General features: G+C 60.8%; 29 protein-coding genes. 13 read left to right on the top strand and 16 right to left on the bottom strand.

From position 1 onward, the window contains the following. Positions 1-56 precede the first annotated feature (56 nt). Together AC0Z8Z_RS23185 and AC0Z8Z_RS23180 are read left to right on the top strand one after the other, a co-directional pair. On the top strand, positions 57-743 hold the full coding sequence (locus AC0Z8Z_RS23185; protein WP_485620662.1) for a TetR/AcrR family transcriptional regulator: 687 nt from the start codon (positions 57-59) through the stop codon (positions 741-743). A gap of 59 nt (positions 744-802) precedes the next feature. Further along, entirely contained in the window at positions 803-1,657 is an 855-nt protein-coding gene (locus AC0Z8Z_RS23180) for a sulfurtransferase (protein ID WP_485620661.1), read from the top strand. 17 nt (positions 1,658-1,674) lie between these two features. On the opposite strand, the gene AC0Z8Z_RS23175 is transcribed toward AC0Z8Z_RS23180, so the two are convergent. The 6 genes from AC0Z8Z_RS23175 to AC0Z8Z_RS23150 all read right to left on the bottom strand — a co-directional run bounded on the left by AC0Z8Z_RS23175 (position 1,675) and on the right by AC0Z8Z_RS23150 (position 7,256). Beyond that, positions 1,675-1,998, bottom strand: a complete 324-nt coding sequence (locus tag AC0Z8Z_RS23175; protein WP_485620660.1) for an AzlD domain-containing protein — start codon at positions 1,996-1,998, stop codon at positions 1,675-1,677. Next, a complete protein-coding gene (locus AC0Z8Z_RS23170) occupies positions 1,995-2,723 on the bottom strand; it encodes an AzlC family ABC transporter permease (RefSeq protein WP_485620659.1) in 729 nt (242 codons plus the stop codon). Before AC0Z8Z_RS23170 ends, AC0Z8Z_RS23175 begins: the two co-directional genes overlap by 4 nt. A gap of 67 nt (positions 2,724-2,790) precedes the next feature. Beyond that, positions 2,791-3,807 (bottom strand): hydrolase, encoded by a 1,017-nt coding sequence (locus AC0Z8Z_RS23165; RefSeq protein ID WP_485620658.1) that lies wholly within the window; start codon positions 3,805-3,807, stop codon positions 2,791-2,793. Continuing rightward, complete coding sequence (rsmD, locus tag AC0Z8Z_RS23160) at positions 3,791-4,411, bottom strand: 16S rRNA (guanine(966)-N(2))-methyltransferase RsmD (protein ID WP_485620657.1); 621 nt, start codon at positions 4,409-4,411, stop codon at positions 3,791-3,793. The genes AC0Z8Z_RS23165 and rsmD overlap by 17 nt, the downstream gene beginning before the upstream one ends. Then, positions 4,411-5,907, bottom strand: coding sequence for a M16 family metallopeptidase (locus tag AC0Z8Z_RS23155; RefSeq protein ID WP_485620656.1), 1,497 nt, complete (start codon positions 5,905-5,907; stop codon positions 4,411-4,413). The genes rsmD and AC0Z8Z_RS23155 overlap by 1 nt, the downstream gene beginning before the upstream one ends. Further along, complete coding sequence (locus AC0Z8Z_RS23150) at positions 5,904-7,256, bottom strand: M16 family metallopeptidase (RefSeq protein WP_485620655.1); 1,353 nt, start codon at positions 7,254-7,256, stop codon at positions 5,904-5,906. The genes AC0Z8Z_RS23155 and AC0Z8Z_RS23150 overlap by 4 nt, the downstream gene beginning before the upstream one ends. 278 nt (positions 7,257-7,534) lie before the next feature. Here AC0Z8Z_RS23150 and ftsY point away from each other — a divergent pair, with 278 nt between their 5' ends. The 4 genes from ftsY to rpoH all read left to right on the top strand — a co-directional run bounded on the left by ftsY (position 7,535) and on the right by rpoH (position 11,763). Then, positions 7,535-9,088 carry a signal recognition particle-docking protein FtsY gene (gene ftsY, locus AC0Z8Z_RS23145; protein WP_485620654.1) on the top strand — a complete coding sequence of 518 codons (1,554 nt, stop codon included), beginning with the start codon at positions 7,535-7,537 and terminating at the stop codon, positions 9,086-9,088. Beyond that, entirely contained in the window at positions 9,085-9,756 is a 672-nt protein-coding gene (gene ftsE / locus AC0Z8Z_RS23140) for a cell division ATP-binding protein FtsE (protein ID WP_037018829.1), read from the top strand. Before ftsY ends, ftsE begins: the two co-directional genes overlap by 4 nt. Beyond that, on the top strand, positions 9,753-10,778 hold the full coding sequence (gene ftsX, locus AC0Z8Z_RS23135; RefSeq protein WP_485620653.1) for a permease-like cell division protein FtsX: 1,026 nt from the start codon (positions 9,753-9,755) through the stop codon (positions 10,776-10,778). The genes ftsE and ftsX overlap by 4 nt, the downstream gene beginning before the upstream one ends. Before the next feature lie 130 nt (positions 10,779-10,908). Continuing rightward, positions 10,909-11,763 carry an RNA polymerase sigma factor RpoH gene (gene rpoH / locus AC0Z8Z_RS23130; RefSeq protein ID WP_065991120.1) on the top strand — a complete coding sequence of 285 codons (855 nt, stop codon included), beginning with the start codon at positions 10,909-10,911 and terminating at the stop codon, positions 11,761-11,763. A 259-nt stretch (positions 11,764-12,022) separates the two neighbouring features. Here the strand turns inward: rpoH and mtgA are convergent, their stop codons facing one another. Then, entirely contained in the window at positions 12,023-12,733 is a 711-nt protein-coding gene (gene mtgA, locus AC0Z8Z_RS23125; protein WP_485620652.1) for a monofunctional biosynthetic peptidoglycan transglycosylase, read from the bottom strand. A 75-nt stretch (positions 12,734-12,808) separates the two neighbouring features. Here mtgA and AC0Z8Z_RS23120 point away from each other — a divergent pair, with 75 nt between their 5' ends. The 5 genes from AC0Z8Z_RS23120 (at position 12,809) to AC0Z8Z_RS23100 (ending at position 15,812) form a co-directional block, all read left to right on the top strand. Beyond that, on the top strand, positions 12,809-13,192 hold the full coding sequence (locus AC0Z8Z_RS23120) for a DUF423 domain-containing protein (protein WP_065991125.1): 384 nt from the start codon (positions 12,809-12,811) through the stop codon (positions 13,190-13,192). A 140-nt stretch (positions 13,193-13,332) separates the two neighbouring features. Next, positions 13,333-13,533: a sulfur carrier protein ThiS gene (gene thiS, locus AC0Z8Z_RS23115; RefSeq protein ID WP_485620651.1), complete on the top strand. Its 201-nt coding sequence runs from the start codon at positions 13,333-13,335 to the stop codon at positions 13,531-13,533. Positions 13,534-13,600: 67 nt separating this feature from the next. Next, on the top strand, positions 13,601-14,395 hold the full coding sequence (locus tag AC0Z8Z_RS23110) for a thiazole synthase (RefSeq protein ID WP_065991132.1): 795 nt from the start codon (positions 13,601-13,603) through the stop codon (positions 14,393-14,395). Between the two features lie 55 nt (positions 14,396-14,450). Then, entirely contained in the window at positions 14,451-15,164 is a 714-nt protein-coding gene (trmB, locus tag AC0Z8Z_RS23105) for a tRNA (guanosine(46)-N7)-methyltransferase TrmB (RefSeq protein WP_205487239.1), read from the top strand. A 207-nt stretch (positions 15,165-15,371) separates the two neighbouring features. After that, positions 15,372-15,812, top strand: a complete 441-nt coding sequence (locus tag AC0Z8Z_RS23100; RefSeq protein WP_065991133.1) for a hypothetical protein — start codon at positions 15,372-15,374, stop codon at positions 15,810-15,812. A 93-nt stretch (positions 15,813-15,905) separates the two neighbouring features. Here the strand turns inward: AC0Z8Z_RS23100 and AC0Z8Z_RS23095 are convergent, their stop codons facing one another. The 8 genes from AC0Z8Z_RS23095 to AC0Z8Z_RS23060 all read right to left on the bottom strand — a co-directional run bounded on the left by AC0Z8Z_RS23095 (position 15,906) and on the right by AC0Z8Z_RS23060 (position 22,272). Then, the gene (locus tag AC0Z8Z_RS23095) at positions 15,906-16,229 is read right to left on the bottom strand and encodes a DUF3392 domain-containing protein (protein WP_122536392.1); all 324 of its coding nucleotides are present in this window, start codon (positions 16,227-16,229) and stop codon (positions 15,906-15,908) included. Positions 16,230-16,251: 22 nt separating this feature from the next. Continuing rightward, complete coding sequence (gene hemW / locus AC0Z8Z_RS23090; protein ID WP_485620650.1) at positions 16,252-17,466, bottom strand: radical SAM family heme chaperone HemW; 1,215 nt, start codon at positions 17,464-17,466, stop codon at positions 16,252-16,254. Then, on the bottom strand, positions 17,463-18,071 hold the full coding sequence (gene rdgB / locus AC0Z8Z_RS23085) for an RdgB/HAM1 family non-canonical purine NTP pyrophosphatase (RefSeq protein WP_485620724.1): 609 nt from the start codon (positions 18,069-18,071) through the stop codon (positions 17,463-17,465). The genes hemW and rdgB overlap by 4 nt, the downstream gene beginning before the upstream one ends. A gap of 126 nt (positions 18,072-18,197) precedes the next feature. Beyond that, positions 18,198-18,818, bottom strand: coding sequence for a methionine biosynthesis protein MetW (gene metW / locus AC0Z8Z_RS23080; protein ID WP_122536395.1), 621 nt, complete (start codon positions 18,816-18,818; stop codon positions 18,198-18,200). 7 nt (positions 18,819-18,825) lie between these two features. After that, complete coding sequence (gene metX / locus AC0Z8Z_RS23075) at positions 18,826-19,965, bottom strand: homoserine O-succinyltransferase MetX (protein WP_485620649.1); 1,140 nt, start codon at positions 19,963-19,965, stop codon at positions 18,826-18,828. A gap of 176 nt (positions 19,966-20,141) precedes the next feature. Continuing rightward, on the bottom strand, positions 20,142-20,732 hold the full coding sequence (locus AC0Z8Z_RS23070) for a YggT family protein (protein ID WP_485620648.1): 591 nt from the start codon (positions 20,730-20,732) through the stop codon (positions 20,142-20,144). 10 nt (positions 20,733-20,742) lie between these two features. Beyond that, positions 20,743-21,561 (bottom strand): pyrroline-5-carboxylate reductase, encoded by an 819-nt coding sequence (gene proC / locus AC0Z8Z_RS23065; protein WP_485620647.1) that lies wholly within the window; start codon positions 21,559-21,561, stop codon positions 20,743-20,745. A gap of 24 nt (positions 21,562-21,585) precedes the next feature. After that, the gene (locus AC0Z8Z_RS23060; RefSeq protein ID WP_485620646.1) at positions 21,586-22,272 is read right to left on the bottom strand and encodes a YggS family pyridoxal phosphate-dependent enzyme; all 687 of its coding nucleotides are present in this window, start codon (positions 22,270-22,272) and stop codon (positions 21,586-21,588) included. A gap of 54 nt (positions 22,273-22,326) precedes the next feature. Between AC0Z8Z_RS23060 and AC0Z8Z_RS23055 the strand changes: the two genes are divergently transcribed. Beyond that, positions 22,327-23,361 (top strand): type IV pilus twitching motility protein PilT, encoded by a 1,035-nt coding sequence (locus tag AC0Z8Z_RS23055; RefSeq protein ID WP_065991152.1) that lies wholly within the window; start codon positions 22,327-22,329, stop codon positions 23,359-23,361. Between the two features lie 70 nt (positions 23,362-23,431). Here the strand turns inward: AC0Z8Z_RS23055 and AC0Z8Z_RS23050 are convergent, their stop codons facing one another. Next, positions 23,432-24,163 (bottom strand): C40 family peptidase, encoded by a 732-nt coding sequence (locus AC0Z8Z_RS23050; RefSeq protein WP_122624414.1) that lies wholly within the window; start codon positions 24,161-24,163, stop codon positions 23,432-23,434. 250 nt (positions 24,164-24,413) lie between these two features. On the opposite strand from AC0Z8Z_RS23050, the gene AC0Z8Z_RS23045 reads away from it, so the two are divergent. After that, a complete protein-coding gene (locus tag AC0Z8Z_RS23045) occupies positions 24,414-24,830 on the top strand; it encodes an NINE protein (protein WP_122536400.1) in 417 nt (138 codons plus the stop codon). Positions 24,831-25,082 lie beyond the last annotated feature (252 nt).

Raw genomic sequence — 25,082 nt, 5'->3', positions numbered from 1 at the left:
GACGCTTGCGTTAAGATCCGGCACATTCCTGTTACATTTCGACGTTCGAGTTGAACATGGCGCCGCGCATCAAAACCGTACGCATCAACACACGTGAACGCATCGTGCATTGCAGCCTGGACCTGTTCAATCAGCAGGGCGAGCGCAGCGTCAGCACCAATCACATCGCTGCGCACATGGAAATGTCGCCCGGCAATCTGTACTACCACTTCCCCAACAAGCAGGCGATCATCGCTGAGTTGTTCACCGAATACGAAACCCTGGTCGACAGCTTTCTGCACCCGCCCAGGGGCCGTCTGCCGGGTGTCGAAGACAAGCGCCATTACTTGATGTCGATTCTCGACGGCATGTGGCGCTACCGTTTTCTGCACCGCGATCTCGAGCACTTGCTTGAAACCGATTCTGAGCTGGCGGTGCGTTACCGACGCTTCTCCCAACACTGCCTGATCAAGGCGATGTCTATTTACAGCGGCTTTGTCGACGCGCAGATTCTGAGCATGGACAAGGTCCAGATCGAATCGCTGACGCTCAATGCGTGGATCATTCTTACGTCTTGGGTACGTTTTCTCTGCACCACGCGGGAAAACGCCGATCACCTGAGTGAGGACGCGATTCGACGAGGGGTCTATCAGGTGCTGATACTGGAATTGGCTTACGTCACGCCCCAGGCGCGGGAAGCGGTGAATGCGCTGTGCGCGGAGTTTTATGTGCCATTGGCCAAGGCACTGGAGGACGCTGGCTGAATCGGGCCGGTTATCTCACTCGATCGTCATCACCTTTTTACTGCCTGCAGGAGTCTGTCATGTCCATCGCGCAATTGATCAGCCCGCAACAATTGTCAGAACGCCTGGCCCAGCCCGGGCTTGTGATACTGGATTGTCGTTCGTCGCTGGACGATCTGGACTACGGCCAGCGCAGCTACGCAGAGGGACATATCGAAGGCGCTTCCTACGCTGACTTGCTCAATGATCTCAGTGGTCCCATCACCAAAGGTGTGACCGGCCGCCACCCGCTGCCGGATCCGCAGGCGCTGATCGAGCGCTTGCGGTTCTGGGGTGTGAACAATCAGAGCGATATCGTGCTGTACGACGATGGGCCGGGTGCGTACGCCGCCCGAGCCTGGTGGTTGCTGGCGTGGCTGGGCAAGCGCGACGGCGTGTATGTGCTCGATGGCGGCCTCAAAGCCTGGCATGCGGCGGGTTTACCGCTGAGTCTTGATCCGCCACATCAACCCGAAGGTGCGTTTGACGGCGTGCCGGATGACGCGATGGTGCTGACGGCCGAGCAACTGCTGGCCCGCATCGGCGATCCCTCCATGACGTTGATCGACGCCCGTGCCCCCGCGCGGTTCCGGGGTGAGGTCGAGCCCATCGACCCTATTGCGGGGCACATTCCTGGCGCGCAGTGCGCGGCGTTCACCGACAACCTCGGGCCGGATGGCCGCTTTCTCCCACCGGAGCAACTGAAGCAGCGGTTCGCTGAGGCACTACAAGGCCGCCCTGCCCATGAGCTCGTCGCCTATTGCGGCTCCGGCGTGACGGCTTGCCACAACCTGTTTGCCTTGGCCCTCGCCGGGTATCCATTGGGGGGGCTGTACGCGGGGTCGTGGAGCGAGTGGATCAACGATCCGCAGCGGGGCGTCGCGACCGGGGACTGAGGTTCTGCGTGTGTGCCTCACATCTGCCCCATCGCCCAGCGCAGCAAGAAAAACACCAGTAGCCCGCCGCCGATGGTCGCCAGAAGGTTACGGCTGAATGCCGCAATGCCAATCGACACGATCCCGGCCAGCAGGTAGGCGTTGTCCAGGGACAACTGCCAGTGCGTGCCGTCGGGCAGCAACATGCCTGGGACGACGATGGCCGTCAGCACGGCGGTGGGTACGTAATGCAGTCCTTGGCGCACCAGCGGCGGGAAACGCAGGTTCGGCCAGGCGAACAGGCTGTAGCGCATCAGAAAAGTGATCGCGGCCATGCCCAGAATCAGCCACCCGTACGTCATGGGCGTACCTCGTTCGGGTTCACGTCGTTCTGCCTTTCAGGCTGCCGTCTTTCCAGACACACCCCCGCCGCGATGCCACAGAAGGCCGCGGCCATGAGCCCTAATTTGTAGGGCCACGACCAAGTCAGCAGGGCAACCGCGCCAGCGACCAACGCGGCGGCGATCTGCGGTTGGTTGCGCAGCAGCGGCACGACGATACCGATGAAGGTCGCCAGCATCGCGAACTCCAGGCCCCAACTGGCCATGTCGGGAAAAGCCTGACCAAACAGCACACCCACCAGCGAGCTGCTCACCCAACAGGCGTACAGCGAGCTCGCCACGCCCAGCCAGTACCAATGCGCGAGCGGCGTCCGGCCGTGGACCAGGTAGTGGCGTTGAACGATGGCGAAGGTTTCGTCCGTCAGCCAGAACGCCAGCAACAAACGCCAGCGCTGAGGCAGCCCCTGAACCTGTGGCTGCAGGGTGGCGCTGTACAGCACGTGGCGCAGATTGACGATGAACGTCGTCAACAGAATCACCATCGCGCCGGCCCCGGCGCCCATCAGGCTGATGACGATGAACTGCGCCGATCCTGCGTAAACGAACATCGACATGCCGACCGCCTGCCAAAGCGTCAGGCCGCCCACGCCGGCGAGGGTGCCGAAGATAATGCCGAACGGGGCAATACCGACCAGCATAGGCACGCTGTCGCGAAGACCGCGGACGAAGAATTGATGTCGGGACATGGTTTTTCTCCTTATGTCCCGATGTTATGCGGGTGGCGCGTACGTGTCTTGAACGATCGTGCAGGCGTTAGCGGTTTGTCTGCGCGCCATGGACATCCGTCAGCCACGCCGGAATCCGTTGCTCCAGGTAATACGTCGGTTTTCTAATCGTGCCGCCGACAAAACCCACGTGCCCGCCTTGTTTCTGCAGGTCGAATTTCGTACTGGACGACAGCTCAGAGGCTTCAGGCAGGCTGTGCTTGAACACGAACGGGTCATCAAGGGACTGAATCAGCAGGGTTGGCGTGCGGATGGCGCCGAGGAAGTACCGACTGGAGGCGCGCCGGTAGTAATCATGGGCGTCCACGAATCCATTGAGCGGCGCTGTCACGCGCCCGTCGAAGTCCCAGAAGGTGCGCATGTCTTTCAACGACCCCAAGGCCGCCAGTTCCGCTAGCCCGTCGCTGAGGCCCTCATGCTGAAAGCGTCTCTGCTTGTCCTTGATGTAGCCGACCATCTCGCGCATGAAGTGGCGTTGATAGACCTTGGAGAAGCCCAGCCCGATCCGGTCGGCGCATTCGTCCAGACGAAACGGTACGGATACCGCCGCAGCGCCTTGCAGGTGGCTGTCGAGGCCAGTTTCGCCGAGGTGCTTGAGCAAGATGTTGCCGCCGAGGGAATACCCGACAGCGTAAAGCGGCGCCAATGGCCGGGCCTTGCGCAGATGATCGATCACGGCGGCAAGGTCTTCGCTGGCGCCCGAGTGATAGCTGCGAGGCAACAGATTTGGCTCTCCTGAACAGCCTCGCCAGTTAAGGGCGACACTTGCCCAGCCGCGTTTTTCCATGGCGTGCTGCAGCCCGGCGACATAGGGGGAGTTGGACGAGCCGGTCAGACCGTGCAGCACGAGCACGACCGGCACAGTGGCGTCGTGTGGGCCGTGCCAGTCCATGTCGAGGAAATCCCCGTCCTCAAGCCAGACGCGCTCGCGCCGGCGCTCAAGGTGAGTGGTCGGACGCCAGAGCGGTCCCCACAGCGTCTGCAAGTGCGGGTTGCCCAGGCCGAACGCTGGGGTAAACCCGGGAAGGTCAGCTCGCGACGACACTGCGTTCCCACACCGCGTAGTGCACCTGACCGGCCTTCTTCTCGCGGTGCAGGCGCCAGTTGGCCGGCATGCCCAGCGTGGAGGGCGCGGTTTCGCTTTCGGTGTAGATCCACGCGTTGTCCGCCAGCCAGTTACGCTCTTCCAGCAGCGTGCACGCAGGCATCAGTAGGTCCTGGTGAAATGGCGGGTCGAGGAACACCACGTCGAAGTGTTCGGCCGGCTGGGTTTCCAGATGGCGAAGGGCGTCGCCGGTCGCGGTTTTGCCAACCGTGCAACGCAGCGTACCGAGGTGCTCGCGCAGGCTGGAAATCGCCATCGAGTTGGTGTCCAGCGCCAGACCCATGCTGGCGCCGCGGGAAAGGGCTTCAAGGTACAGCGCGCCACTGCCGGCGAACGGATCGAGGACGCGCGCGCCCTCGATGTACGGCGCCAGCCAGTTGAACAGGGTTTCACGCACACGATCCGGCGTCGGGCGCAGACCGGGGGCGTCAGGGAAACTCAGACGCCGACTGCGCCATTCGCCGCCGATGATCCGCAGTTGGCCGAGGCCCGTGTGGATTTTGTGCCCTTTGTGGATACGTGGCAACTTGGAAGTCGAGGTCATCAGTGCTCCGGAACGCCGAGCGGTTGCTCGGCGGGTTTGTCAGTAGGGGGCGGCAGTGGCTTCTGCGGGACGGTCGGACCTGCAGTCACGATCACCAGCTTGTCAGCGTCCAGATGTTTGTTCATCACGGTCTTGATCTGCTCGACCGTCACGCTCTGGGACTGCATCATGAAATCTTCAAGGTAGGTCAGCGGCAGATTATAGAAGCCGACCGCGCCCAGTTGCCCAACGATGGCCGCATTGCTGGCAGTCGCCAGCGGAAAGCTGCCGGCCAGTTCGCGCTTGGCATCGTCGAGTTCTTTCTGGGTCGGGCCGTTGGCAAGGAAGTCACGGGTGATGTCCTTGACCAGCTTGAGCGTGTTTTCACTCAGTTCGGCGCGGGTCTGCAGGCTGATCATGAACGGACCCTGTGCCTGCATCGGCGTGAAGCCTGAAGACACGCCGTAGGTCAGGCCGCGTTTTTCCCGCACCTCGGTCATCAGACGGCTGCCGAAACCGCCGCCGCCGAGGATCGAGTTGCCCAGTGACAGGGCCGCGTACTCAGGATCGCCTCGGGTAATGCCCAGTTCAGCCAGCATGAGGTGCGTCTGCTTGGACGGAAACTCGATGTGAGTTTCACTCGGCTTGGGTTCGGTCGGTGCAACGGTTTGTGCCAGCGCCGGACCTTTCGGCAGCGCGGCGGAAACCTGGGACGCAACTGCTTCCGCCTCTGCGCGTGTCAGGTCGCCAGCCAGCGCGATGACTGCGTTGCCAGCGGCGTAGGCCTTGGCATGAAAGGCTTTCAGCTGAGCCAAAGTCAGAGGCGCTATGCTTTTCGCCGTGCCCATACTTGGGTGCGCGTAAGGATGATTGCCGTATAACCGCTTGAACAGCTCATCGCCTGCCAGCTTGCCCGGGTTCTGCTTTTGATATTCGAAACTTGCCAGTAACTGGTTTTTGATTCGCGCCAGCGAGTCCGCCGGAAACGTGGGTTTGCCCACCACTTCAGCAAACAGTTTCAACGCAGGCTCGCGTTTGTCGGCGGCGCTCAGGCTGCGCAACGAAGCGATCGCCATGTCGCGATAGGAGCCGTTGCCGAAATCAGCGCCCAACCCTTCAAAACCTTCGGCGATGGCGCTGACGTTCTTGCCTTTGACGCCCTCGTTGAGCATCGCGTTGGTGACCAGCGCGATGCCGGGGTTGGCGCCGTCCTGGCTGCTGCCCGCCGCGAACAGCAGGCGCATGTCGAACATCGGCAGCTCATGGGCTTCGACAAACAGCACGCGAGCGCCTTCGGCGGTACTCCACGACTGAATGTTCAGCGAACGGCGAGCGGGCGCTTTACCGTCCAGCTCCTTCAGGGACTCCAGCGTGCTGGCGGCCTTGTCGATGGCCTTAGGGGCATCCGCGGCGGTCTCTGCCATCGCCGACGCCGCGCCCAACAGGCCAAACGTCACGGCGAGTGCGAATGAGCACGCCCGCGTTAGCGCAAAGCGGGATTCGTTGCGCTGGCTCATTGGGCTTTCTCCTCAGGCAAAACATGCGCAACGGCGAGGCGCTCGCGGGTGAAGTAAGTACGGGCGGCTTTCTGGATGTCTTCCGGTGTCACGCTTTGCAACCCGGCCAGTTCCTCATCAATGAGCTTCCAGGACAGGCCCACCGTTTCCAGTTCGCCAATGGTGCTGGCCTGACTGGTAATAGAATCGCGCTCATAGACCAATTCGGCGATCACCTGGGCCCGGACCCGTTCCAGCTCTTCCTTGGCGGGCGGCTTGGTTTTAAGTTCGTCGAGCAGGCGCCAGATGCCGGCTTCAGCGTCGGCGAGGGTTTTCTTCTTCTGCTGATTGGGCGTGGCGCTGACGGTGAACAGGCTGTCCCCACGGGTGTAAGCGTCGTAGTCGGACGCCGCGCCGGTGACCAGTTCTTCGCCGCGCTCCAGGCGGGTCGGAATGCGCGCGCTGTAGCCGCCATCGAGCAAGGCCGAAATCAGGCGCAGTGCGTTGACTGACTGTGGATCGGTGGCGGTGGCCAGGCTCGGCACGTTGAAGCCATACATCAGGCTCGGCATCTGCGTGGCGACATGCACGGTGATCTGGCGCAGGCCAGGCTCGGCCAGCTCCAGCGGTTTTTTCGACGGCGGTACATCCCGGCGCGGCACCGGACCGAAGAAGCGCTCAGCCAAGGCTTTCACCTCATCGGGCTTCACGTCGCCGACCACCACCAGCGTGGCGTTGTTGGGCACGTACCAGGATTCATACCAGTGGCGCAGCTCCTCGACCTTCATGCGCTCAAGGTCTGCCATCCAGCCAATGGTCGGCGTGTGGTAGCCGCTGGCGGGGTAGGCGATGGCCTTGAAGCGCTCGTAGGCCTTGGCGTTCGGCTTGTCATCGGTGCGCAGGCGGCGTTCTTCCTTGATGACTTCGATTTCCCGCGCGAACTCCTCAGGGGGCAGGCGCAGGGTGGCCATGCGGTCGGCTTCCAGTTCGAAGGCAACCGCCAGTCGATCACGGGCCAGCACTTGGTAATAAGCGGTGTAGTCGTCACTGGTGAACGCATTCTCCTCCGCGCCCAGGTCACGCAGGATCAGCGATGCTTCGCCGGGCCCCGCCTTCGAGCTGCCCTTGAACATCATGTGTTCCAGCGCATGGGACAGGCCCGTCTGGCCAGGCGTCTCGTAGCTGGAGCCGACCTTGTACCAGACCTGCGAAACCACGACCGGTGCGCGGTGGTCTTCACGCACGATGACCTTCAGGCCGTTATTCAGCGTGAATTCGGTGGTGGGTTGAGGGTCGGCAGCCGATGCGGCGAAGGGCAAACAGATTGTGCTGAGCAGCAGGCCTGCGGCACAGCGGGCTAGAGCATTCATTCGTGATTTGAACCTTGGAGACGGCCTGCTTAGCGTCAGCGGGCGCGGGGGTGTTAGGATAGCGGCCAGTTTGCCTGACGACTATGGCTAAGATGTCCGAGCCGTAAACAGACCTTGTAAGACTTGGCCTGAATTAGCGTGTAGGACGGCCTGGCGAGGTCCGATCATTTGACGCGGGCAACCTATGAACAAGCGGACATAAAAGCAGTCTGTTTCGCATACAGAATTTTTCAGAGGCGCCGCTCTGGCGCGTCGTTACCGTGAGATAGCCGTCCTCCATGTTTGGTTCCAACGACGACAAGAAGACCCCAGCCCCGGCTGGCGAGAAGAAAGGCCTGTTCGGATGGCTGCGCAAAAAGCCGCAGGAAGTCACTCCCGAGCCGCCTCAGAATGCCCCCGCTCCAGCGCCAGAGTCCGTGCCCGATCAGGCCCCGGCGGTTGCTGAGCAGCATAACGCCCCGGCCATCCCGGCCGAGCGCGCGCCGCAAAACGCGCCGCAACCCTTGCCACAAACCGCTACGATTGAAGCGCTTTCGGCCCCTATCGAAGATCCCTGGCTTCACCTGCCCGTTGCCGAAGAGCCCGTCGCCTTCACCGATGAGCGCGAGCCTCACGTCACGCCGCCCATTCCGGTACACACCGAATCCAACGTGGAATCCGCCGCCGCTTCTGTGGCTGAAGTGCCTGCTCAACCGACGGTCATCGACACAACGTCGTTCGATGTGGCTCCGTCCATCGAGCCGACCCCGGTCGCACTGCCTGATCCGGTTTCCGGCAATGATCTTCCTTCGCTGACGCCGCCGTTGACGACAGCACCGATGGTTCCAGCCGCGGCCGCTGTGCCCGTTCTTGAAACCAGCGTGCCACCTGTTCCGTTCGAAGGAACCACCGCACCCAAGCAGCCTGGTTTTTTCGCGCGCCTGAAGCAGGGCCTGTCGAAAACCAGTGCCAGCCTGGGCGAAGGCATGGCCAGCCTGTTCCTTGGCAAAAAAGCCATCGACGACGACATGCTCGACGAGCTGGAAACCCGTCTGCTGACCGCGGACGTTGGGGTGGAAGCAACGTCGGCAATCGTGCGCAACCTGACGCAAAAAGTGGCGCGCAAGCAGCTCACTGACAGCGACGCGCTGTACAAATCGCTGCAAAATGAACTGACCGAAATGCTCAAGCCAGTGGAAGCTCCGCTGGTCATCACGGCACAGCACAAGCCGTTCGTGATTCTGGTCGTGGGCGTCAACGGCGCGGGTAAAACCACCACCATTGGCAAGCTCGCCAAGAAGCTCCAGCTTGAAGGCAAAAAAGTCATGCTGGCGGCGGGTGACACCTTCCGTGCTGCAGCCGTTGAGCAACTGCAGGTCTGGGGCGAGCGCAACAAAATCCCGGTCATTGCCCAGCACACGGGCGCTGATTCGGCTTCGGTGATTTTCGATGCCGTTCAGGCTGCAAAAGCCCGCGGCATCGACGTGTTGATCGCTGACACCGCAGGCCGCTTGCACACCAAAGACAACCTGATGGAAGAGCTGAAGAAGGTTCGCCGCGTGATCGGCAAGCTCGACGCCGACGCGCCGCACGAGGTCCTGCTGGTCCTGGATGCGGGTACGGGTCAGAACGCGATCAACCAGGCCAAACAGTTCAACCAGACCGTCCAGCTGACCGGCCTTGCGCTGACCAAGCTCGACGGCACCGCCAAAGGCGGCGTGATCTTCGCCCTGGCGAAGCAATTTGGCCTGCCGATTCGCTATATCGGCGTGGGTGAAGGCATCGACGATCTGCGCACCTTCGAAGCCGAGCCGTTCGTCCAAGCCCTATTCGCCGAGCGGGAGCGCCCATGATTCGTTTCGAACAGGTCGGTAAACGCTATCCGAACGGACACGTCGGCCTGCATGAGCTGAGCTTTCGAGTACGTCGTGGCGAATTTCTGTTTGTGACAGGTCACTCCGGCGCGGGCAAGAGCACTTTGCTGCGCCTGCTGCTGGCGATGGAGCGTCCTACCACTGGCAAGCTTCTGCTGGCGGGTCAGGACCTGGGCCAGATCAGCACTGCGCAGATTCCTTTTTTGCGTCGGCAGATTGGCGTGGTGTTTCAGAACCACCAGTTGCTGTTTGATCGCACGGTGTTCAATAACGTTGCGCTGCCGCTGCAGATCCTCGGCCTGTCCAAGACCGAAGTGGTCAAGCGCGTCGATTCGGCCCTTGAGCGGGTTGCGTTATCCGACAAAGCCGAGCTGTATCCGGGTGACTTGTCTACTGGTCAGCAACAGCGCGTCGGCATCGCCCGCGCCATCGTTCACCGTCCGGCCCTGCTGCTGGCAGACGAACCCACCGGTAACCTCGACCCGCGGCTGGCAGCTGAAATCATGGGCGTGTTCGAAGACATCAACCGCTTGGGCACCAGCGTGCTGATTGCGAGCCACGACCTGGCACTGATCGCACGGATGCGCCACCGCATGCTGACGTTACAGCGCGGCCGACTGATCGGCGACGGGGAGGCAGGCGTATGAGTGCCACTCGCAGCCCCAAGGTTTCCGAACGCGTAGCGCCCAAAGCTTCAGACCCGGCGCCGCAAAAGAAAAAGAAACGCGATGACGATGACGGCCCGAGTTTCGGTGAGTTGTTCAACGCCTGGCTCGAGGCCCACCGCTCAAGCCTGCTGGACAGCCTGCGCCGTCTCGGCAAGCAGCCCATCGGCAGTTTCTTTACCTGTCTGGTGATGGCCATCGCGCTGAGCTTGCCGATGGGCTTGTCATTGTTGCTAAGCAATGTCGAGCGTCTTGGCGGTTCGTGGCAGCGTGCGGCGCAGATATCCCTGTATCTGCAGCTGGATGCGTCGCCGAGCGAGGGAGAAGGCCTTGTTCGTCAGATCAAGGAAATGGGCGGCGTCGCTGACGCTGAGTACATCAGCCGCGATGAGGCGCTGAACGAATTCCAGAAACAGTCCGGGCTGGGCGAGGCGCTCAAGGAACTGCCTGAAAACCCGCTGCCCGGTGTCGTGCTGGTTACACCACTGGAAGTTGACAAAGCCGCGCTGGAAGCATTACGTACACAGCTGGCCGAGTTGCCAAAAGTGCAGCAGGCACAACTGGACCTGGTCTGGGTCGAGCGTTTAGCCGCTATCTTGAAGCTGGGTGATCGGTTCGTGTTTGGCCTGACGGTATTGCTGGTCGCAGCACTGCTGTTGGTCATCGGTAACACCATTCGTCTGCACATCGAGAACCGTCGCACGGAAATCGAGGTCATCAAATTAGTAGGCGGCACAGACAGCTACGTTCGCCGGCCTTTCCTTTATATGGGCGCGTTGTACGGGCTGGGTGCAGGTGTCTTGTCCTGGGGCGTGCTAGCGTTCGGGCTGGACTGGCTGAACGATGCGGTGGTCAAGCTGGCCGGGCTGTACGGCAGTGATTTTGCCCTTGCCGGCGTGCCAGTGTCTGACGGTGTGTCGCTCTTGCTTGGGGCGGTGCTGTTGGGGTATATCGGTGCGTGGATTGCAGTAGCACGCCATTTGAGAGAGTTGGCGCCTCGTTAGTGTTGAGTAGCTTCATCGTTAGTAAATTTTGTTTCACCTATTGACTTTTCAGCTCAGGGAACTTGTCTAGCGGTTCCCGGTCAATTTCGCAGTGCTGAACTGCACGAGTTATGTGTCGGAGGTTTTTCGTATGACCAATTCTTTGCAACCTGCGTATGCTTTAGTCCCGGGTGCGAACCTGGAAGCCTATGTGCACACGGTAAACAGCATTCCACTGCTGACGCCTGAGCAGGAGCGTGAACTGGCCGAGAGTCTCTACTATGAGCAGGATTTGGGAGCGGCTCGGCAGATGGTGCTCGCCCACCTGCGATTTGTCGTGCATATCGCACGCAGTTATTCCGGTTATGGACTGGCTCAGGCTGACCTGATTCAGGAAGGTAACGTTGGCCTGATGAAGGCCGTGAAGCGCTTCAACCCCGAGATGGGTGTGCGCCTGGTGTCCTTTGCCGTGCACTGGATCAAGGCCGAGATTCACGAGTTCATCCTGCGCAACTGGCGCATCGTGAAGGTCGCGACCACCAAGGCTCAGCGCAAGCTGTTCTTCAACCTGCGCAGCCAGAAGAAGCGTCTGGCCTGGCTGAACAACGAAGAAGTGCATCGCGTCGCCGAGAGTCTGGGCGTTGAGCCCCGTGAAGTGCGCGAGATGGAAAGCCGTCTGACTGGCCACGACATGGCCTTCGACCCGGCGGCAGAAGCCGACGATGACAGCGCCTTCCAGTCGCCAGCCAACTACCTGGAAGACCATCGTTACGATCCGGCGCGTCAGCTGGAAGATTCCGACTGGACTGACAGCTCGACGGCCAACCTGCACGAAGCGCTGAACGTGCTCGACGATCGCAGCCGCGACATTCTGTATCAGCGCTGGCTGGCGGAAGAAAAGGCCACGCTGCACGACTTGGCCGAGAAGTACAACGTCTCTGCCGAGCGTATTCGTCAGCTCGAAAAGAGCGCGATGAACAAGCTGAAACTGTCGATCGCTGCCTGATCGCTGCGCTGAAACCCAAAACGCCCCGAGTTGATCGAGGCGTTTTTGTTTGTGGGGTGTATTGCGCCTGATGCGGAAACTACTAACAGCGTGAACGCGAATCTGACCCTGCCCATCCCGCAGGCTGGACGCGGTTTCTGAGTAGGACCGGCTTCAGCCGGGAAGAGGCCGGGTTGAGCACCATCAGGCTTGGGGCGTGACGCATAACGCTTTCCCGGCTAAAGCCAGTCCTACGAAAGCTATAAAGCCAGACTGGGGCTCACCACCTGCGACTGTGATTTAACCCCATCAAATACTCATCCCCACCCAACTGACGCATCTGCTGGCGGATCCAGCTCGCGCGACCTGCGACGTAGCTGCTGGGATGGCTGGCGCTCCATTCCCTTGGGTTGGGCAGGACGGCGGCGAGATAGCTCGCTTGTTGCGTGGACAGCTGGCTCGCATTCACATGAAAGTGATGCTGCGCAGCGGCCTGAGCACCGAAAACACCGTCGTCCCATTCCACGCTGTTCAGGTACACCTCGAGAATGCGCTGCTTGGACCAAAACACCTCGATCAGCCCGGTGAACCAGGCTTCCAGGCCCTTGCGAAAGTAACTGCGCCCCGACCACAGGAACAGGTTTTTCGACACCTGCTGGCTCAGCGTGCTGGCCCCGCGCAGGGAGCCGCCGCGTTCGTTATGAACCAGTGCTGCCTGAATGGCGTCGATATCGAAACCCCAGTGCTCGGCGAACTTCTGGTCCTCGCCCGCAATGACGGCGATTTTCAGGTCATCTGAGATGTGGTCCCATGACTCCCAGTCGCGCTGCAGGTCAATGGGCTGACCGTCAAACCAGGATTCAATCTTGCGTTCGACCATCAAAGCGGTAAACGGAGGAGGGGCCCAGCGGAAAATCAGCACCAGCACGACACTTGCCGCTGCGAACCAGAGCAGGCCTTTGGCGACACGACGGAGAAGTAATTGCAGCATAGAGATGGCTTGGCCGAACCGGTTGAGCGGGCCATTATACAGACCACGCGTCATTGAACTTGCCTGGAGTTGTACATGTTACGAACCTTTCTGATGCTGGCCTCCTTCTTCGGATTCACCGGCGTCGCCCTTGGCGCGTTCGCTGCCCATGGCCTGAAAAACCGCCTGACCCCCGAGTACCTGGCGGTCTTCCACACCGGCGTGCTCTACCAGCTTATCCATGCGCTGGCGATTTTCGGCGTGGCACTGCTGGCGATGCAGATTCAGGGCCGGCTTGTCACCTACGCAGGGATCTCCTTCACCCTGGGCATCATCCTGTTCTCCGGCAGCCTCTACCTGATGACGCTGACCGGCGCGACCAAGTTGGGGATCATCACCCCGTTCGGTGGCCTGTTTTTCCTGATCGGCTGGGCGATTCTCGGCTGGACGGCATGGCGCCTGGGACTCGACACGCTTTAATCCCGTCTGGAGCGCGCGTCTGTCGCGGACGCGTCGCAAGCACTCGGCCACGCCTGAGACGAATGGCGTGGCTTTGCCTTGGTCATACCGACCGATCGGGCTAGAATGCTCGCCCCCTAAAATGATGGCTGCCCTCTCGCATGCGCATTCAGTTGAACGGTGAATCCTTTGAGCTGCCCGATGGCGAGACCGTCGCGGGACTGCTGTCACTTCTGGATCTGACCGGGCGCCGAGTCGCCGTCGAGCTCAATCTGGACATTGTTCCGCGCAGCCAGCATGCCGCCACGGCGCTGACCGAAGGCGATCAGGTCGAAGTGGTGCACGCCATCGGTGGCGGCTAGCCCCTCGACGCGCTGCGGGCCTGGTCCGCAAGCACTGCAAGAACCTCAACCGTAAAGAGGATTTCAGATGAGCAACGTTCGCAGCGACAAGCCGTTCACCGTGGCCGGTCGGACTTTTCAGTCGCGCCTGTTGGTCGGCACTGGCAAGTACACGGACATGGAACAGACCCGTCTGGCCATCGAAGCCTCGGGCGCCGAGATCGTCACCGTTGCAGTGCGCCGGACCAACCTGGGGCAGAACCCGGGCGAACCGAACCTGCTCGACGTGCTGCCGCCGGACCGCTACACCATCCTGCCGAACACTGCGGGTTGCTACGACGCCATCGAGGCCGTGCGCACCTGCCGCCTGGCCCGCGAGCTGCTCGATGGCCACAATCTGGTCAAGCTGGAAGTCCTCGCTGACCAGAAAACCCTTTTCCCCAATGTCATCGAAACCCTGAAGGCGGCCGAAACGCTGGTCAAGGACGGCTTCGACGTCATGGTCTACACCAGCGATGACCCGATCATCGCCCGCCAGCTCGCCGAAATCGGCTGCTGCGCAGTGATGCCCCTCGCGGGCCTGATTGGTACTGGCCTGGGGATCTGCAACCCGTACAACCTGCAGATCATCCTCGAAGAATCGAAAGTCCCGGTGCTGGTGGATGCCGGTGTCGGCACTGCGTCCGACGCGACCATCGCCATGGAGCTGGGTTGTGAAGCGGTGCTGATGAACTCGGCCATCGCCCACGCGCAACACCCGGTATTGATGGCCGAAGCCATGAAACACGCCATTCTGGCGGGACGCATGGCTTACCTGGCCGGCCGTATGCCCAAGAAACTCTATGCCAGCGCGTCCTCGCCGCTGGATGGTCTGATCAAGTAAGAGCCTGTTGATGATTGATTCGCAAACGCCCGACCCGCTTCCGGACGATGAAGTGATGAATGACGAAAATGCCAAAGCGCCAGACGATGACAGCCATCACCGGCGCATCAAGAGCTTCGTAATGCGCGCCGGTCGAATGACCGAAGGCCAGCAACGCGGCCTGGATCAGGGCAAGGAGCTGTTCGTGCTGCCGCTGGCGGATGCCCCGGTTGATTTCGATCAGGTCTTTGGCCGTTCGGCCCCGCGTACCCTCGAAATCGGTTTCGGCATGGGTCACTCGTTGCTGGAAATGGCCGCTGCGGCACCAGAGCAGGACTTCATCGGCGTGGAAGTGCACCGTCCGGGTGTCGGCGCCTTGCTCAATGGCGTGCTGACCCAAGGGCTTACCAATCTGCGCGTTTACGATTGCGATGCGATCGAAGTGCTCAACCGCTGCGTGGCCGACAACAGCCTGGATCGGCTGATGCTGTTCTTCCCGGACCCTTGGCACAAGTCCCGCCATCACAAGCGCCGCATCGTTCAGGCCGAATTTGCCGAGCTGGTGCGTACCAAATTGAAGCCCGGCGGCGTGCTGCACATGGCAACCGACTGGGAGCCGTATGCCGAATACATGCTGGAAGTGATGAACGTAGCGCCGGGTTACCGCAACCTGGCAGAAGACGGCAAATGCGTTCCGCGCCCTGCGGAGCGTCCGGTCACCAAATTCGAGCGCCGTGGGGAACGCCTCGGTCACGGGGTTTGGGACCTGAAGTTCGAGAAGCTGGCCTGATTACTTCTTGACCAGAAGCGGCCCGGTAGCGGCCGCTTTTGAGTTTTTACAGCGCATTTCAGCCAACAGTTCGCCTTGTATGACGCACCCTTCGATTTCTTCCTAATAAAGCTACAGGGTCTTCGGAATCGTCCGACATCCCTTTTCAGTTCTGATCTTCATAGTCCCCGCCGTTGCATATATCAATATTGATGACGAGGAATGAAGATGAACAAGTTTTGGCAAATGGCTGCAATCGCCACGCTGATTGCGACCACCAGCGGGTGTGTCAGCTACAACGTCAGCCAGCCAAGCGCTTCGCTGTCCGGCGACGTGAAGACTGATCTGAAGGCTGACGTCAAAGTCGGTGAAGCCATCAGCGGCGAGTCGTCCACCAATGTTCTGTTCGGCTGGTTGAACATCGGCGGCGATACGCAGTTTGCGGACGGCGTGACCTACGGCGGCGCGAGCGGCGGTGGCATGGGCCTCCCTCTGCCGGACCCGATCTCCTCCACCAAAGCAGCCGCGGCCTTCAAGGCCGTCAAATCGTCCGGTTCCGACCTGATCGTGGCGCCGCGTTACGAAGTCACCGTCAACGATTACTTCATCTTCAAGCAAGTGAACGTGAAAGTGACCGGCAACAAAGGCAGCATCCAGAGCATTCGCTAATGGGCTGATCGCACTCGGCAACAGCGGAGTGTGATTTCTAGAGAGCGCCCCTCCCGCGCCCGCGGGCAGGGGCGCTTTTACGTTTCCGGCCGGTTATTTCCGATCAGCCACCACCCCGATCAGTACCAGTACCACCAGCAACACCGGCGCCAGGCTGTAGTTGTTGAACTGGCTCAGGCCGCGCACGACCCACGGCGTGGCATAAATCAGTGCAGCGCCACTGCCGACGGTGCAGAGCAACGCCATGATCGGAATGCGCAAGGCGCCGGTAAAGCTGCCGAGGCGGCCTTCGATCCAGCCCTTGATGTCGGTCCCGAACAGAATCAGCAGGCAGCCCACCAAGGCCAAAGCGATTTCCGACAAGTTGCTGCGACTCCAGCGCGAGACGGTGGCCAGCAAGTCGAGTACGAATTCCATTCAGTGTCCTTAGTATTGAGCCTTACAGAAGAAAGTGCTGCAGCAGGTCGTTGAGGAATAACTGGCCGCGAGGGGTCGCCACCAGCCGTAACGGATCGGCCTCCAGCAAGCCGCGTTGTTCCGCCTCAAAACGGGCGCTAGCGAGCGAATCGACGCTTAGACCGGTGCGTCGCTGAAATAATGCAGCGTCCACGCCTTTTGTCAGGCGCAGGGCGTTCATCAAAAATTCAAAGGGCATCTCATCCAATGGCAGCAGCTTTTCGCCAGCCTGATAGGCCTTGGCCGGATTGAGGTAATCCTTGGGCAGCCGGGTTTTCCAGGTGCGGATGATGCGCCCGTCCGGGTGGCTGAGCTTGCCATGGGCCCCCGCGCCGATCCCGATAAAGTCCCCGAAGCCCCAGTAATTCAGGTTATGCCGGGCTTCGCGCTCCGGCTGTGCGTAGGCAGACACTTCGTATTGGGCGTAGCCGTTTTCCCGAAGCAGCGTCTGACCGGCCTCTTGAATGTCCCAGAGAATGTCGTCTTCCGGCAGCGTGGGCGGCTGATTCCAGAACACCGTATTCGGCTCAAGGGTCAGCTGATACCAGGACAGGTGCGTCGGGGCGAGGGCGATCGCCTGACGCAGATCGCCGAGGGCGTCTTCCTGGGACTGGTCCGGCAGACCGTGCATGAGGTCCAGATTGAAATTATCAAAACCCGCCCGACGCGCCATGTCGGCAGCGCGCACGGCCTCATCGCCGTTATGGATACGCCCCAACGCCTTGAGCTTGGCTTCCTGAAAACTCTGGATGCCGATGGACAGCCGATTAATGCCCAGGCCCCGATAGGCGCTGAATTTCACCTGCTCGAAGGTGCCGGGATTGGCTTCCAGCGTGATCTCGATGTCTGGGGCGAAGCGGATGCGTTGTTCCACGCCGCGCAACAAACGGCCCAGCGCATCGGCGCTGAACAGGCTGGGCGTGCCGCCACCGAAAAAGATCGTGCTCAGCTCGCGGCCATAGACGTGGGGCAGGTCCTGATCGAGATCGGCCAGCAGCGCGTCGACGTATTCCTGCTCCGGCAACACCGGGCTTGCCGTGTGTGAGTTGAAATCGCAGTACGGGCATTTGCGCACGCACCACGGGATATGGATGTACAGCGACAGCGGCGGCAGCTCGGTAAGGGGCGGCCGTGGCTGCTCAGAGGAGAAGCCGGCCGCGCCGAGAATCAGCGGCCGGGTGGTGGAATCCTGAGTCATTGTTGATCAGGGCTCAGCCCCAGACGCTGACGCAGGAGGGCCATGGCGCGGGCCCGGTGGCTGATCTGGTTCTTGTCGGCCGGGGTGAGTTCGGCGCTTGAACAGTTGCGCTCCGGCACCCAGAACAGCGGGTCATAGCCAAAGCCGTGTTCGCCGCTGGCGGCGGTGAGGATGCGGCCGTGCCACAGACCTTCGCAGAGGATCGGCAGCGGGTCGTCGGCGTGGCGCACCAGTGCCAGAACGCAGACGAACTGGGCGCCGCGTTGTTCGGCGGGTACGTCCTTGAGGGCGTCCAGCAATTTGGCGTTGTTCGCCGCATCACCCTGACCGTCGGCGTAACGCGCGGAGTAAATGCCCGGCGCACCGCCCAGGTAATCCACGGCCAGTCCTGAATCATCGGCCAGCGCCGGCAGACCGGAAATACGCGCAGCATTGCGCGCCTTGAGGATGGCGTTCTCGACGAACGACAGCCCGGTTTCTTCGGGCTCTACGGTGCTGAACTCGCCAATCGAGCGCAGCTGAACGCTCGCGCCGAGCATGGCCTGGAGTTCTTTGAGTTTGCCGGCGTTGTGGCTGGCCAGTACAAGCTGGGTGAGGGTCATGATGAGTCCGTGAAAATCGGCTGCGTGAAAATCTGCTGATTGAACCTGAGCCAGTTTGCGTCGCTGTCTTCGGCTCTTTACTTCGGTGCAGACGCTGGCTGGCAAGGCTTCACCTGCCTGAGTCGCTGGTCACACGGCAATCTGGTGGTCCTGCAAGCCCGGGCTGCTGACGCGATAGATGCCGATTTCCCCCAACAGATTAGGCCAAAGCTTGCTGGCCCAGCCGTGCCGATGCTGTTGATCGACTGCCAGCCGATCAATGACCTTGGCCGACCGACCCCGGCACAGCTCTTCGAAATCTTCGAAGGTGCAGAAGTGGATGTTCGGCGTGTTGTACCACGTGTACGGCAGGAACTCGGAAACCGGCATTCGCCCCTTGCTCGCCAGGTACCAGCGGCAACGCCAGTGCCCGAAGTTGGGGAAGGTGATGATGCACTGGCGGCCCACGCGCAGCATTTCGTCGAGGATGCGATCGGGGTAGTGCACGGCTTGAAGCGCCTGGGTCATGACCACGACATCGAAACTGTTGCTGGCGAAGTTGCCCAGCCCTTTGTCCAGATCCTGTTCGATGACATTGACGCCGCGCGCCACGCAACGGGCGATGTTGTCGGCGTCGTTCTCCAGGCCGTAGCCCGTCACTTGCTTGTGCTCCTGCAGCCAGGCCAGCAATTCGCCGTCGCCGCAGCCGAGGTCGAGCACACGGCTGCCTGCCGGTATCCAGTCTTGGATGATTTCCAGGTCGGCTCTCATGGTGTCCTCAGAGTGCAATTCGGTTCATGTAGCTGGAGAAAGCCTGCAAGTAGCGCGGGATCGGGATCAGGAATGCGTCGTGGCCCTGGGGCGCATCGATTTCCAGATAACAGACGTCCTTTTTCGCCGCCATCAGCGCATCGACCAGTTCCCGCGAGCGGGCCGGGGAGAAGCGCCAGTCAGTGGTAAACGACATCACGCAGAACCTGGCGCTGGCGTTGGCGAAGGTGGCGGCGAGGTTGTCGTTGAAGTTGGCGGCCGGATCAAAGTAGTCCAGCGCTTTGGTCATCAGCAGGTAGGTGTTGGCGTCGAAGCGCCCGGAAAACTCCTCGCCCTGATACCGCAGGTAGCTTTCGACCTGGAACTCCACGCTGTGGAAGTCGTAGTTGAGGTTCTCGTTCTTCAGGCCCCGGCCGAATTTCTCACCCATCGAGTCATCGGACAGGTACGTGATGTGCCCGACCATGCGCGCCAGCATCAAGCCGCGCTTGGGGATCACGCCGTGTTCCTGAAACGAGCCGCCGTGGAATTCGGGGTCCGTCAGGATCGCCTGCCGCGCGACTTCGTTAAACGCGATGTTCTGCGCCGACAGCTTGGGTGCAGAAGCAATCGCCAGACAGTGCCGCACGCGCTCGGGGTAGGTGATCGTCCATTGCAGCGCCTGCATGCCGCCCAAACTGCCGCCGACGATGGCGGCCCATTGATCGACGCCCAGCCGGTCGGCAAGCCGCGCCTGGCTGTGCACCCAGTCTTCGACCGTCAACACCGGAAAGTCGGCGCCGAAGGGCCTGCCGGTTTCCGGGTTGAGGCTGCTGGGACCTGTGGAGCCATTGCAGCCGCCGAGGTTGTTCAGGCTGACGACGAAGAACTTATCGGTGTCGATAGGCTTGCCGGGGCCGATGCAACTGTCCCACCAGCCCGGCTTACGGTCATCTGCGCTGTGGTAGCCCGCCGCGTGGTGATGACCCGAAAGCGCGTGGCAAATCAGTACCGCGTTGCTTTTGGCGGCGTTGAGCTGACCGTAGGTTTCGTAGATGAGATCGTAGGCAGGCAACGAGCGTCCGCAGGCCAAGGCCAGCGGCTCATTGAAATGCGCCGTTTGCGGCGTGACTAGACCGACAGAATCTTTGGGAAAGACCGTGGACATCGACCTGCTCTCGCTGAAATGAGGCGTAAGTCTAAAGATCGCGCGGGGGCGCGGCAACAAACTAAATGGCTGAATTCGCGGAGGGTGACGCTTTGGATTCAGCCCGCGGCATCGCGGATGCGACTTTAGTCAGACAGGGAAAAGGGCGACGGCAAATCAGGCCGTCGCCCTGACAGTCAGATCAACCGCCACAGCTCTTGCGGCATGCTGGCATAGGCCGCCAGCGCTGGCATGACGTAGGACTGCAGCACCTGAATCGCGATAAAGGCGAAGATCGGCGAGATATCCATGCCGCCCAGGTTGGGGATGATGCGACGGAACGGCGCCAGGATCGGTTCGCTGATCTGGTAGGCAAGTTCAGCGGCCGGGTTGTGGCTGCCTGGAGCAATCCACGAAACGATGACCATGATGATCATCGCGACCCAGAAGATCTTCAGCAGCAGCGACGTGATACCGATGATCGACCACATCAACAGGTGCGGGACATCGCCGATGGTGCCGTAGGTCATCATCAGTACGAAGGCCATTAAGAGCGCCTGAATGACGATTGCCAGCAGCAGCGAGGACGTGTCGAGTCCGAAGACGCTCGGCACGATGCGCCGGATGGGCTTGAGCAACGGCTGGGTTGCACGGACGGCGAACTGGCAGAGCGGGTTGTAGAAGTTGGCTTTGACCAGCTGCAGCACAAAGCGCAGCAGAACGATGGTCAGGTACAGGCTGATGAGCGTCTGGATGACGAAAATCGTGGCGCCGGTGAGTGCATTCATGAATTGCTCCTTATTTGCCCAGCTGTTCGGCGAGTTCGGCGGAGCGATGTGCAGCGGCGCCCAGCGCCTTCTCCACAATGGCTTCGAAGCCATCGGCCTGGAAAGATTTGATGGCGGCTTCAGTGGTGCCCGCAGGGGATGTCACTCGGCGACGCAGTTCGGCCGCGTCGACGTCGCTGCCGGTGGCCATCAATGCCGCGCCCAGCGCGGTTTGCAGGGTGAGTTTGCTGGCCACGTCAGCCGGCAGGCCGAGTTTGACGCCTGCGGCCGTCATGGCTTCGATCAGCAGAAAGAAATACGCCGGGCCGCTGCCCGACACCGCCGTCACCGCGTCGATGTGGGCTTCTTCATCGACCCACAGTGCAATCCCGACCGCCGACAGCAACGTCTCGGCCTGCTCGCGTTGGGCCGGAGTGACATCCGCCGTGGCGTACAGGCCGCTGACACCTTGGCGCAACAGCGCCGGGGTATTCGGCATGCAGCGCACGAGGGGTTGCTCGCCCAGCCAGGCCCGCATGCTGGCGCAGGTGATCCCGGCGGCGATGGATACGACCAATTGATGAGGCTTGAGTGCCGGCTTCAGCGCTTCGCACACGGCTTTCATCATTTGCGGCTTGACCGCCAGCAGCACCACATCGGCGCCTTCAATGGCCTCGGCGTTGTCGGCAACCACTTTGATGCCGTGTTCTTTTGCCACGCGCTCGCGGGTTTCTGCGCCGGGGTCACTGGCGCGAATCAGCTCAGCGTCGACGCCCTGGGCGCGCATGCCGCCAATCAGGCTGGCAGCCATGTTGCCGGCGCCGATGAACGCGATACGGGTTTTGCTCATGAACGGTTTCCTGTGGGGCAAAGGTTAAGGCTGCCCATAATTGCGGGCGCCAAAGAGGGCAGTGCCAATCCGCACCCAGGTCGCGCCTTGTGCGATGGCGGCTTCGAGGTCGTGGCTCATGCCCATGGAAAGCGTGTCCAGCGGCAGGCCCAGTTGTGCCTGCAGGGCGCTGACGGCGGCGAACGAAGCGTTCTGTTCGTCGCGATCATCGGTGGGTTCGGGAATGGCCATCAGGCCGCGCAGTTTCAAGTTGGGCAGCACGCTGATCGCCTGGGCCAGTGCGGGCAGGTCTTCAGGGTCGCAGCCTGACTTGCTGGCCTCGCCGCTGACGTTGACCTGAATGCAGATGTTCAGTGGCGGCAGTTCTGGCGGACGCTGTTCGGACAGCCGCTGCGCGATTTTCAGACGGTCCACGGAATGCACCCAGGCAAAGTGCTCGGCGATGGCGCGAGTCTTGTTGGACTGGATGGGGCCGATGAAATGCCAGATCAAGGGCAGGTCGCTCAATTCAGCCTGTTTGCCGAGGGCTTCCTGAAGGTAATTCTCGCCAAAATCGCGGAGGCCGGCATCGTAGGCTTCCCGCAGGTCGCTCGCCGGTTTGGTCTTGCTCACCGCCAACAGGCCGACAGACGCCGGGTCACGCTCGACCGCTTGGGCCGCGCTATGAATTCGCTCGGCGAGCGTTGAAATGTTCTCTGCTATCGTGGACATTGATTTGCGCCAGCAGGGCTAAAGTCTGCGGCATTCTATGTGATGAGGAGCTGTATGGATATTACCGAGCTGCTGGCCTTCAGTGCCAAGCAAGGCGCGTCGGACTTGCATCTCTCTGCCGGCCTGCCACCGATGATTCGCGTCGATGGTGATGTGCGGCGGATCAACCTGCCCGCACTGGACCAGAAAGAGGTTCAGGCGCTGATCTACGACATCATGAACGACAGGCAGCGTAAGGACTTCGAGGAGGACCTGGAGACAGACTTTTCCTTCGAAGTCCCAGGCGTGGCGCGCTTTCGGGTCAACGCGTTCAACCAGAATCGCGGCGCGGGCGCGGTGTTCCGGACCATTCCATCCAAGGTCCTGAGCATGGAAGAGCTGGGCATGGGCGAAGTGTTTCGCAAGATTACCGACGTGCCCCGCGGCCTGGTGTTGGTCACCGGCCCGACCGGCTCGGGCAAGTCGACCACCCTCGCGGCCATGGTCGATTACCTGAACAGCAACAAGCATCACCACATCCTCACCATTGAAGACCCGATCGAATTCGTCCACGAGTCCAAAAAAAGCCTGATCAACCAGCGCGAAGTCCATCGCGACACCCACGGCTTTGCCGAAGCACTGCGGTCGGCGCTGCGAGAAGACCCTGACGTGATTTTGGTGGGCGAGCTGCGCGACCTCGAAACCATCCGCCTGGCGTTGACGGCAGCCGAAACCGGCCACCTGGTGTTCGGCACGCTGCACACCACGTCCGCTGCCAAGAGCATCGACCGCATCGTCGATGTGTTCCCGGCGCAGGAGAAGTCGATGATCCGCTCGATGCTTTCCGAATCGCTTCACGCCATCGTGTCTCAGGCGCTGCTGAAGAAGGTCGGCGGAGGCAGGGTCGCGGCCCACGAAATCATGATCGGCACGTCGGCGATCCGTAACCTTATTCGCGAGGACAAGGTGGCGCAGATGTACTCCTCGATTCAGACCGGGGGATCGCTGGGGATGCAGACGCTGGACATGTGCCTGAAGGATCTGATCAGCAAGGGGCTGATCACGCGCGAGAGTGCGCGGGAGAAGGCGAAAACGCCGGATAATTTCTGATCAGGAAGGCAAACGACTGTGGGGAGCGAATCAATTCGCTCCCCACAGTGTTTTCAGGCGGCGTGTGCGATCAACGCTGGGCGATGCGCACAGTGCCCTTCTGGCTCGGCGGCTGCTTTGGCAGCACACGCTTTGCGACGACGTAATGGCTGTCCCAGTACGGCTTCTTCAGCGTATCGATCGTCACGGATTTGCCACGGCGTGGCGCGTGAACGAAGCGGTCGTTGCCGAGGTAGATGGCAACATGGTTCACCTTGCGGCTCTTGATGTTGAAAAACAGCAAGTCGCCCGGCTTCAAATCCTTGCGGTCTACCTTTTGACCGTGACCTTCGGCCATGGCGTTGGACGTGCGCGGCAGATCGACTTCGCTCACGTCGTTGAAGGCATATTTCACCAGTCCGCTGCAGTCGAACCCTTTTGTTGGGCTGGTGCCGCCCCAACGATAAGGTGTACCGATGGCGTTAACGGCCCGGTTGACCACAGTGCTGCTCTGTTTGGTACCCATCTGCGCCGTGTTGGCCAGGGCGACAGTGTTCTGCGAAATTTTGCGAGTGCTGCGGGACGATTTACCCTTAACAGCTTTGGCTCGCTTGCCAGAGGACTCGAGTGGAGTAGCCGTCTGTTCCAGTGCAGCCATTGCAGCCCGTTGAGCAGCAATATTGCGTGAAACGGATTCCGGCGACTCGGACCTGGCGGTGAAACCGGTGAAGCTCGGTGGAAGCGTTTGCTCACGATTGGTGGCGTGGGCGGCCAGTGGCATAAATAGACAAATAGTCAGCCATGTCTTGAAAAATGGACGCATTAGGCAGGGCTCATGTTGGTCAGCGCGCAACTTTATAACAGCTTTTTGCGAAATTCTGAGCCCCCTTGTCGAACAATTTACTGCCCTTGAAGTCAGTTTTGGCGGCAAAATCGTCAGCTTGCTTGCCTGATCACCTTGCAGAACAAGGGTTTGCACGATTGAAAAGAGGTTCAAGCCATACGTCGGACGGCGTCACTAAAGTCACAAAACTTACGCATATTTTTTTCTATTGCAGCAGACGAGGTCAACAATGAACACCTATCAACCTGACGTTCAACGTCCGGACACCCACAGCAAGGTCATGGGCTATTTGCTCTGGATTGTGGGATTTACCGGCGCTCATCGCTTCTATTACGGCAAACCGGTCACCGGCACGATCTGGTTCTTTACGCTGGGGCTGTTGGGCATTGGCTGGCTGATCGACCTGTTCCTGATCCCGGCGATGGATCGGGAAGCGGACCTGCGATTCAACGCAGGTGCGACCGATTACAGCCTCGCCTGGATTCTGCTGACCTTTCTGGGTGTGTTCGGTGTGCACCGGATGTATCAGGGCAAATGGATCACCGGGATCATTTACCTGTTCACGGGAGGTTTGGCGCTGCTGGGCGTGCTGTACGACTTCTGGACGCTGAATGACCAGATCTCGGTGAAGAACGCCCGCCGGTAACGGACCGTGCCGACGGCGTAATCTGCGTCGCATCTGTGAATCCGTCTGCGGGGTTTCAGCCTCGTCTTAGTGGCGCGTGAATCTTTTCGCGGGCAAGCGCGCTTCTACACGGGACGTGCGTAGCCTGCGTCGAACGCAACCCCCTGTAGGAGCCGGCTTGAACTGGTCAAGTGATTCTGGACACCCATTTAGGTTTTCAAGCAGCCGCTCGCTCCGCAGCTACAGGCGAACAGTAGCCGTTGTAGCTGTGGG

The sequence above is a fragment of the Pseudomonas sp. 1L-C-7-B-C1 genome, assembly GCF_057291635.1.
Note: the sequence above shows the minus strand (reverse complement) of the source record. Positions and strands in the feature narration are given on the sequence as shown.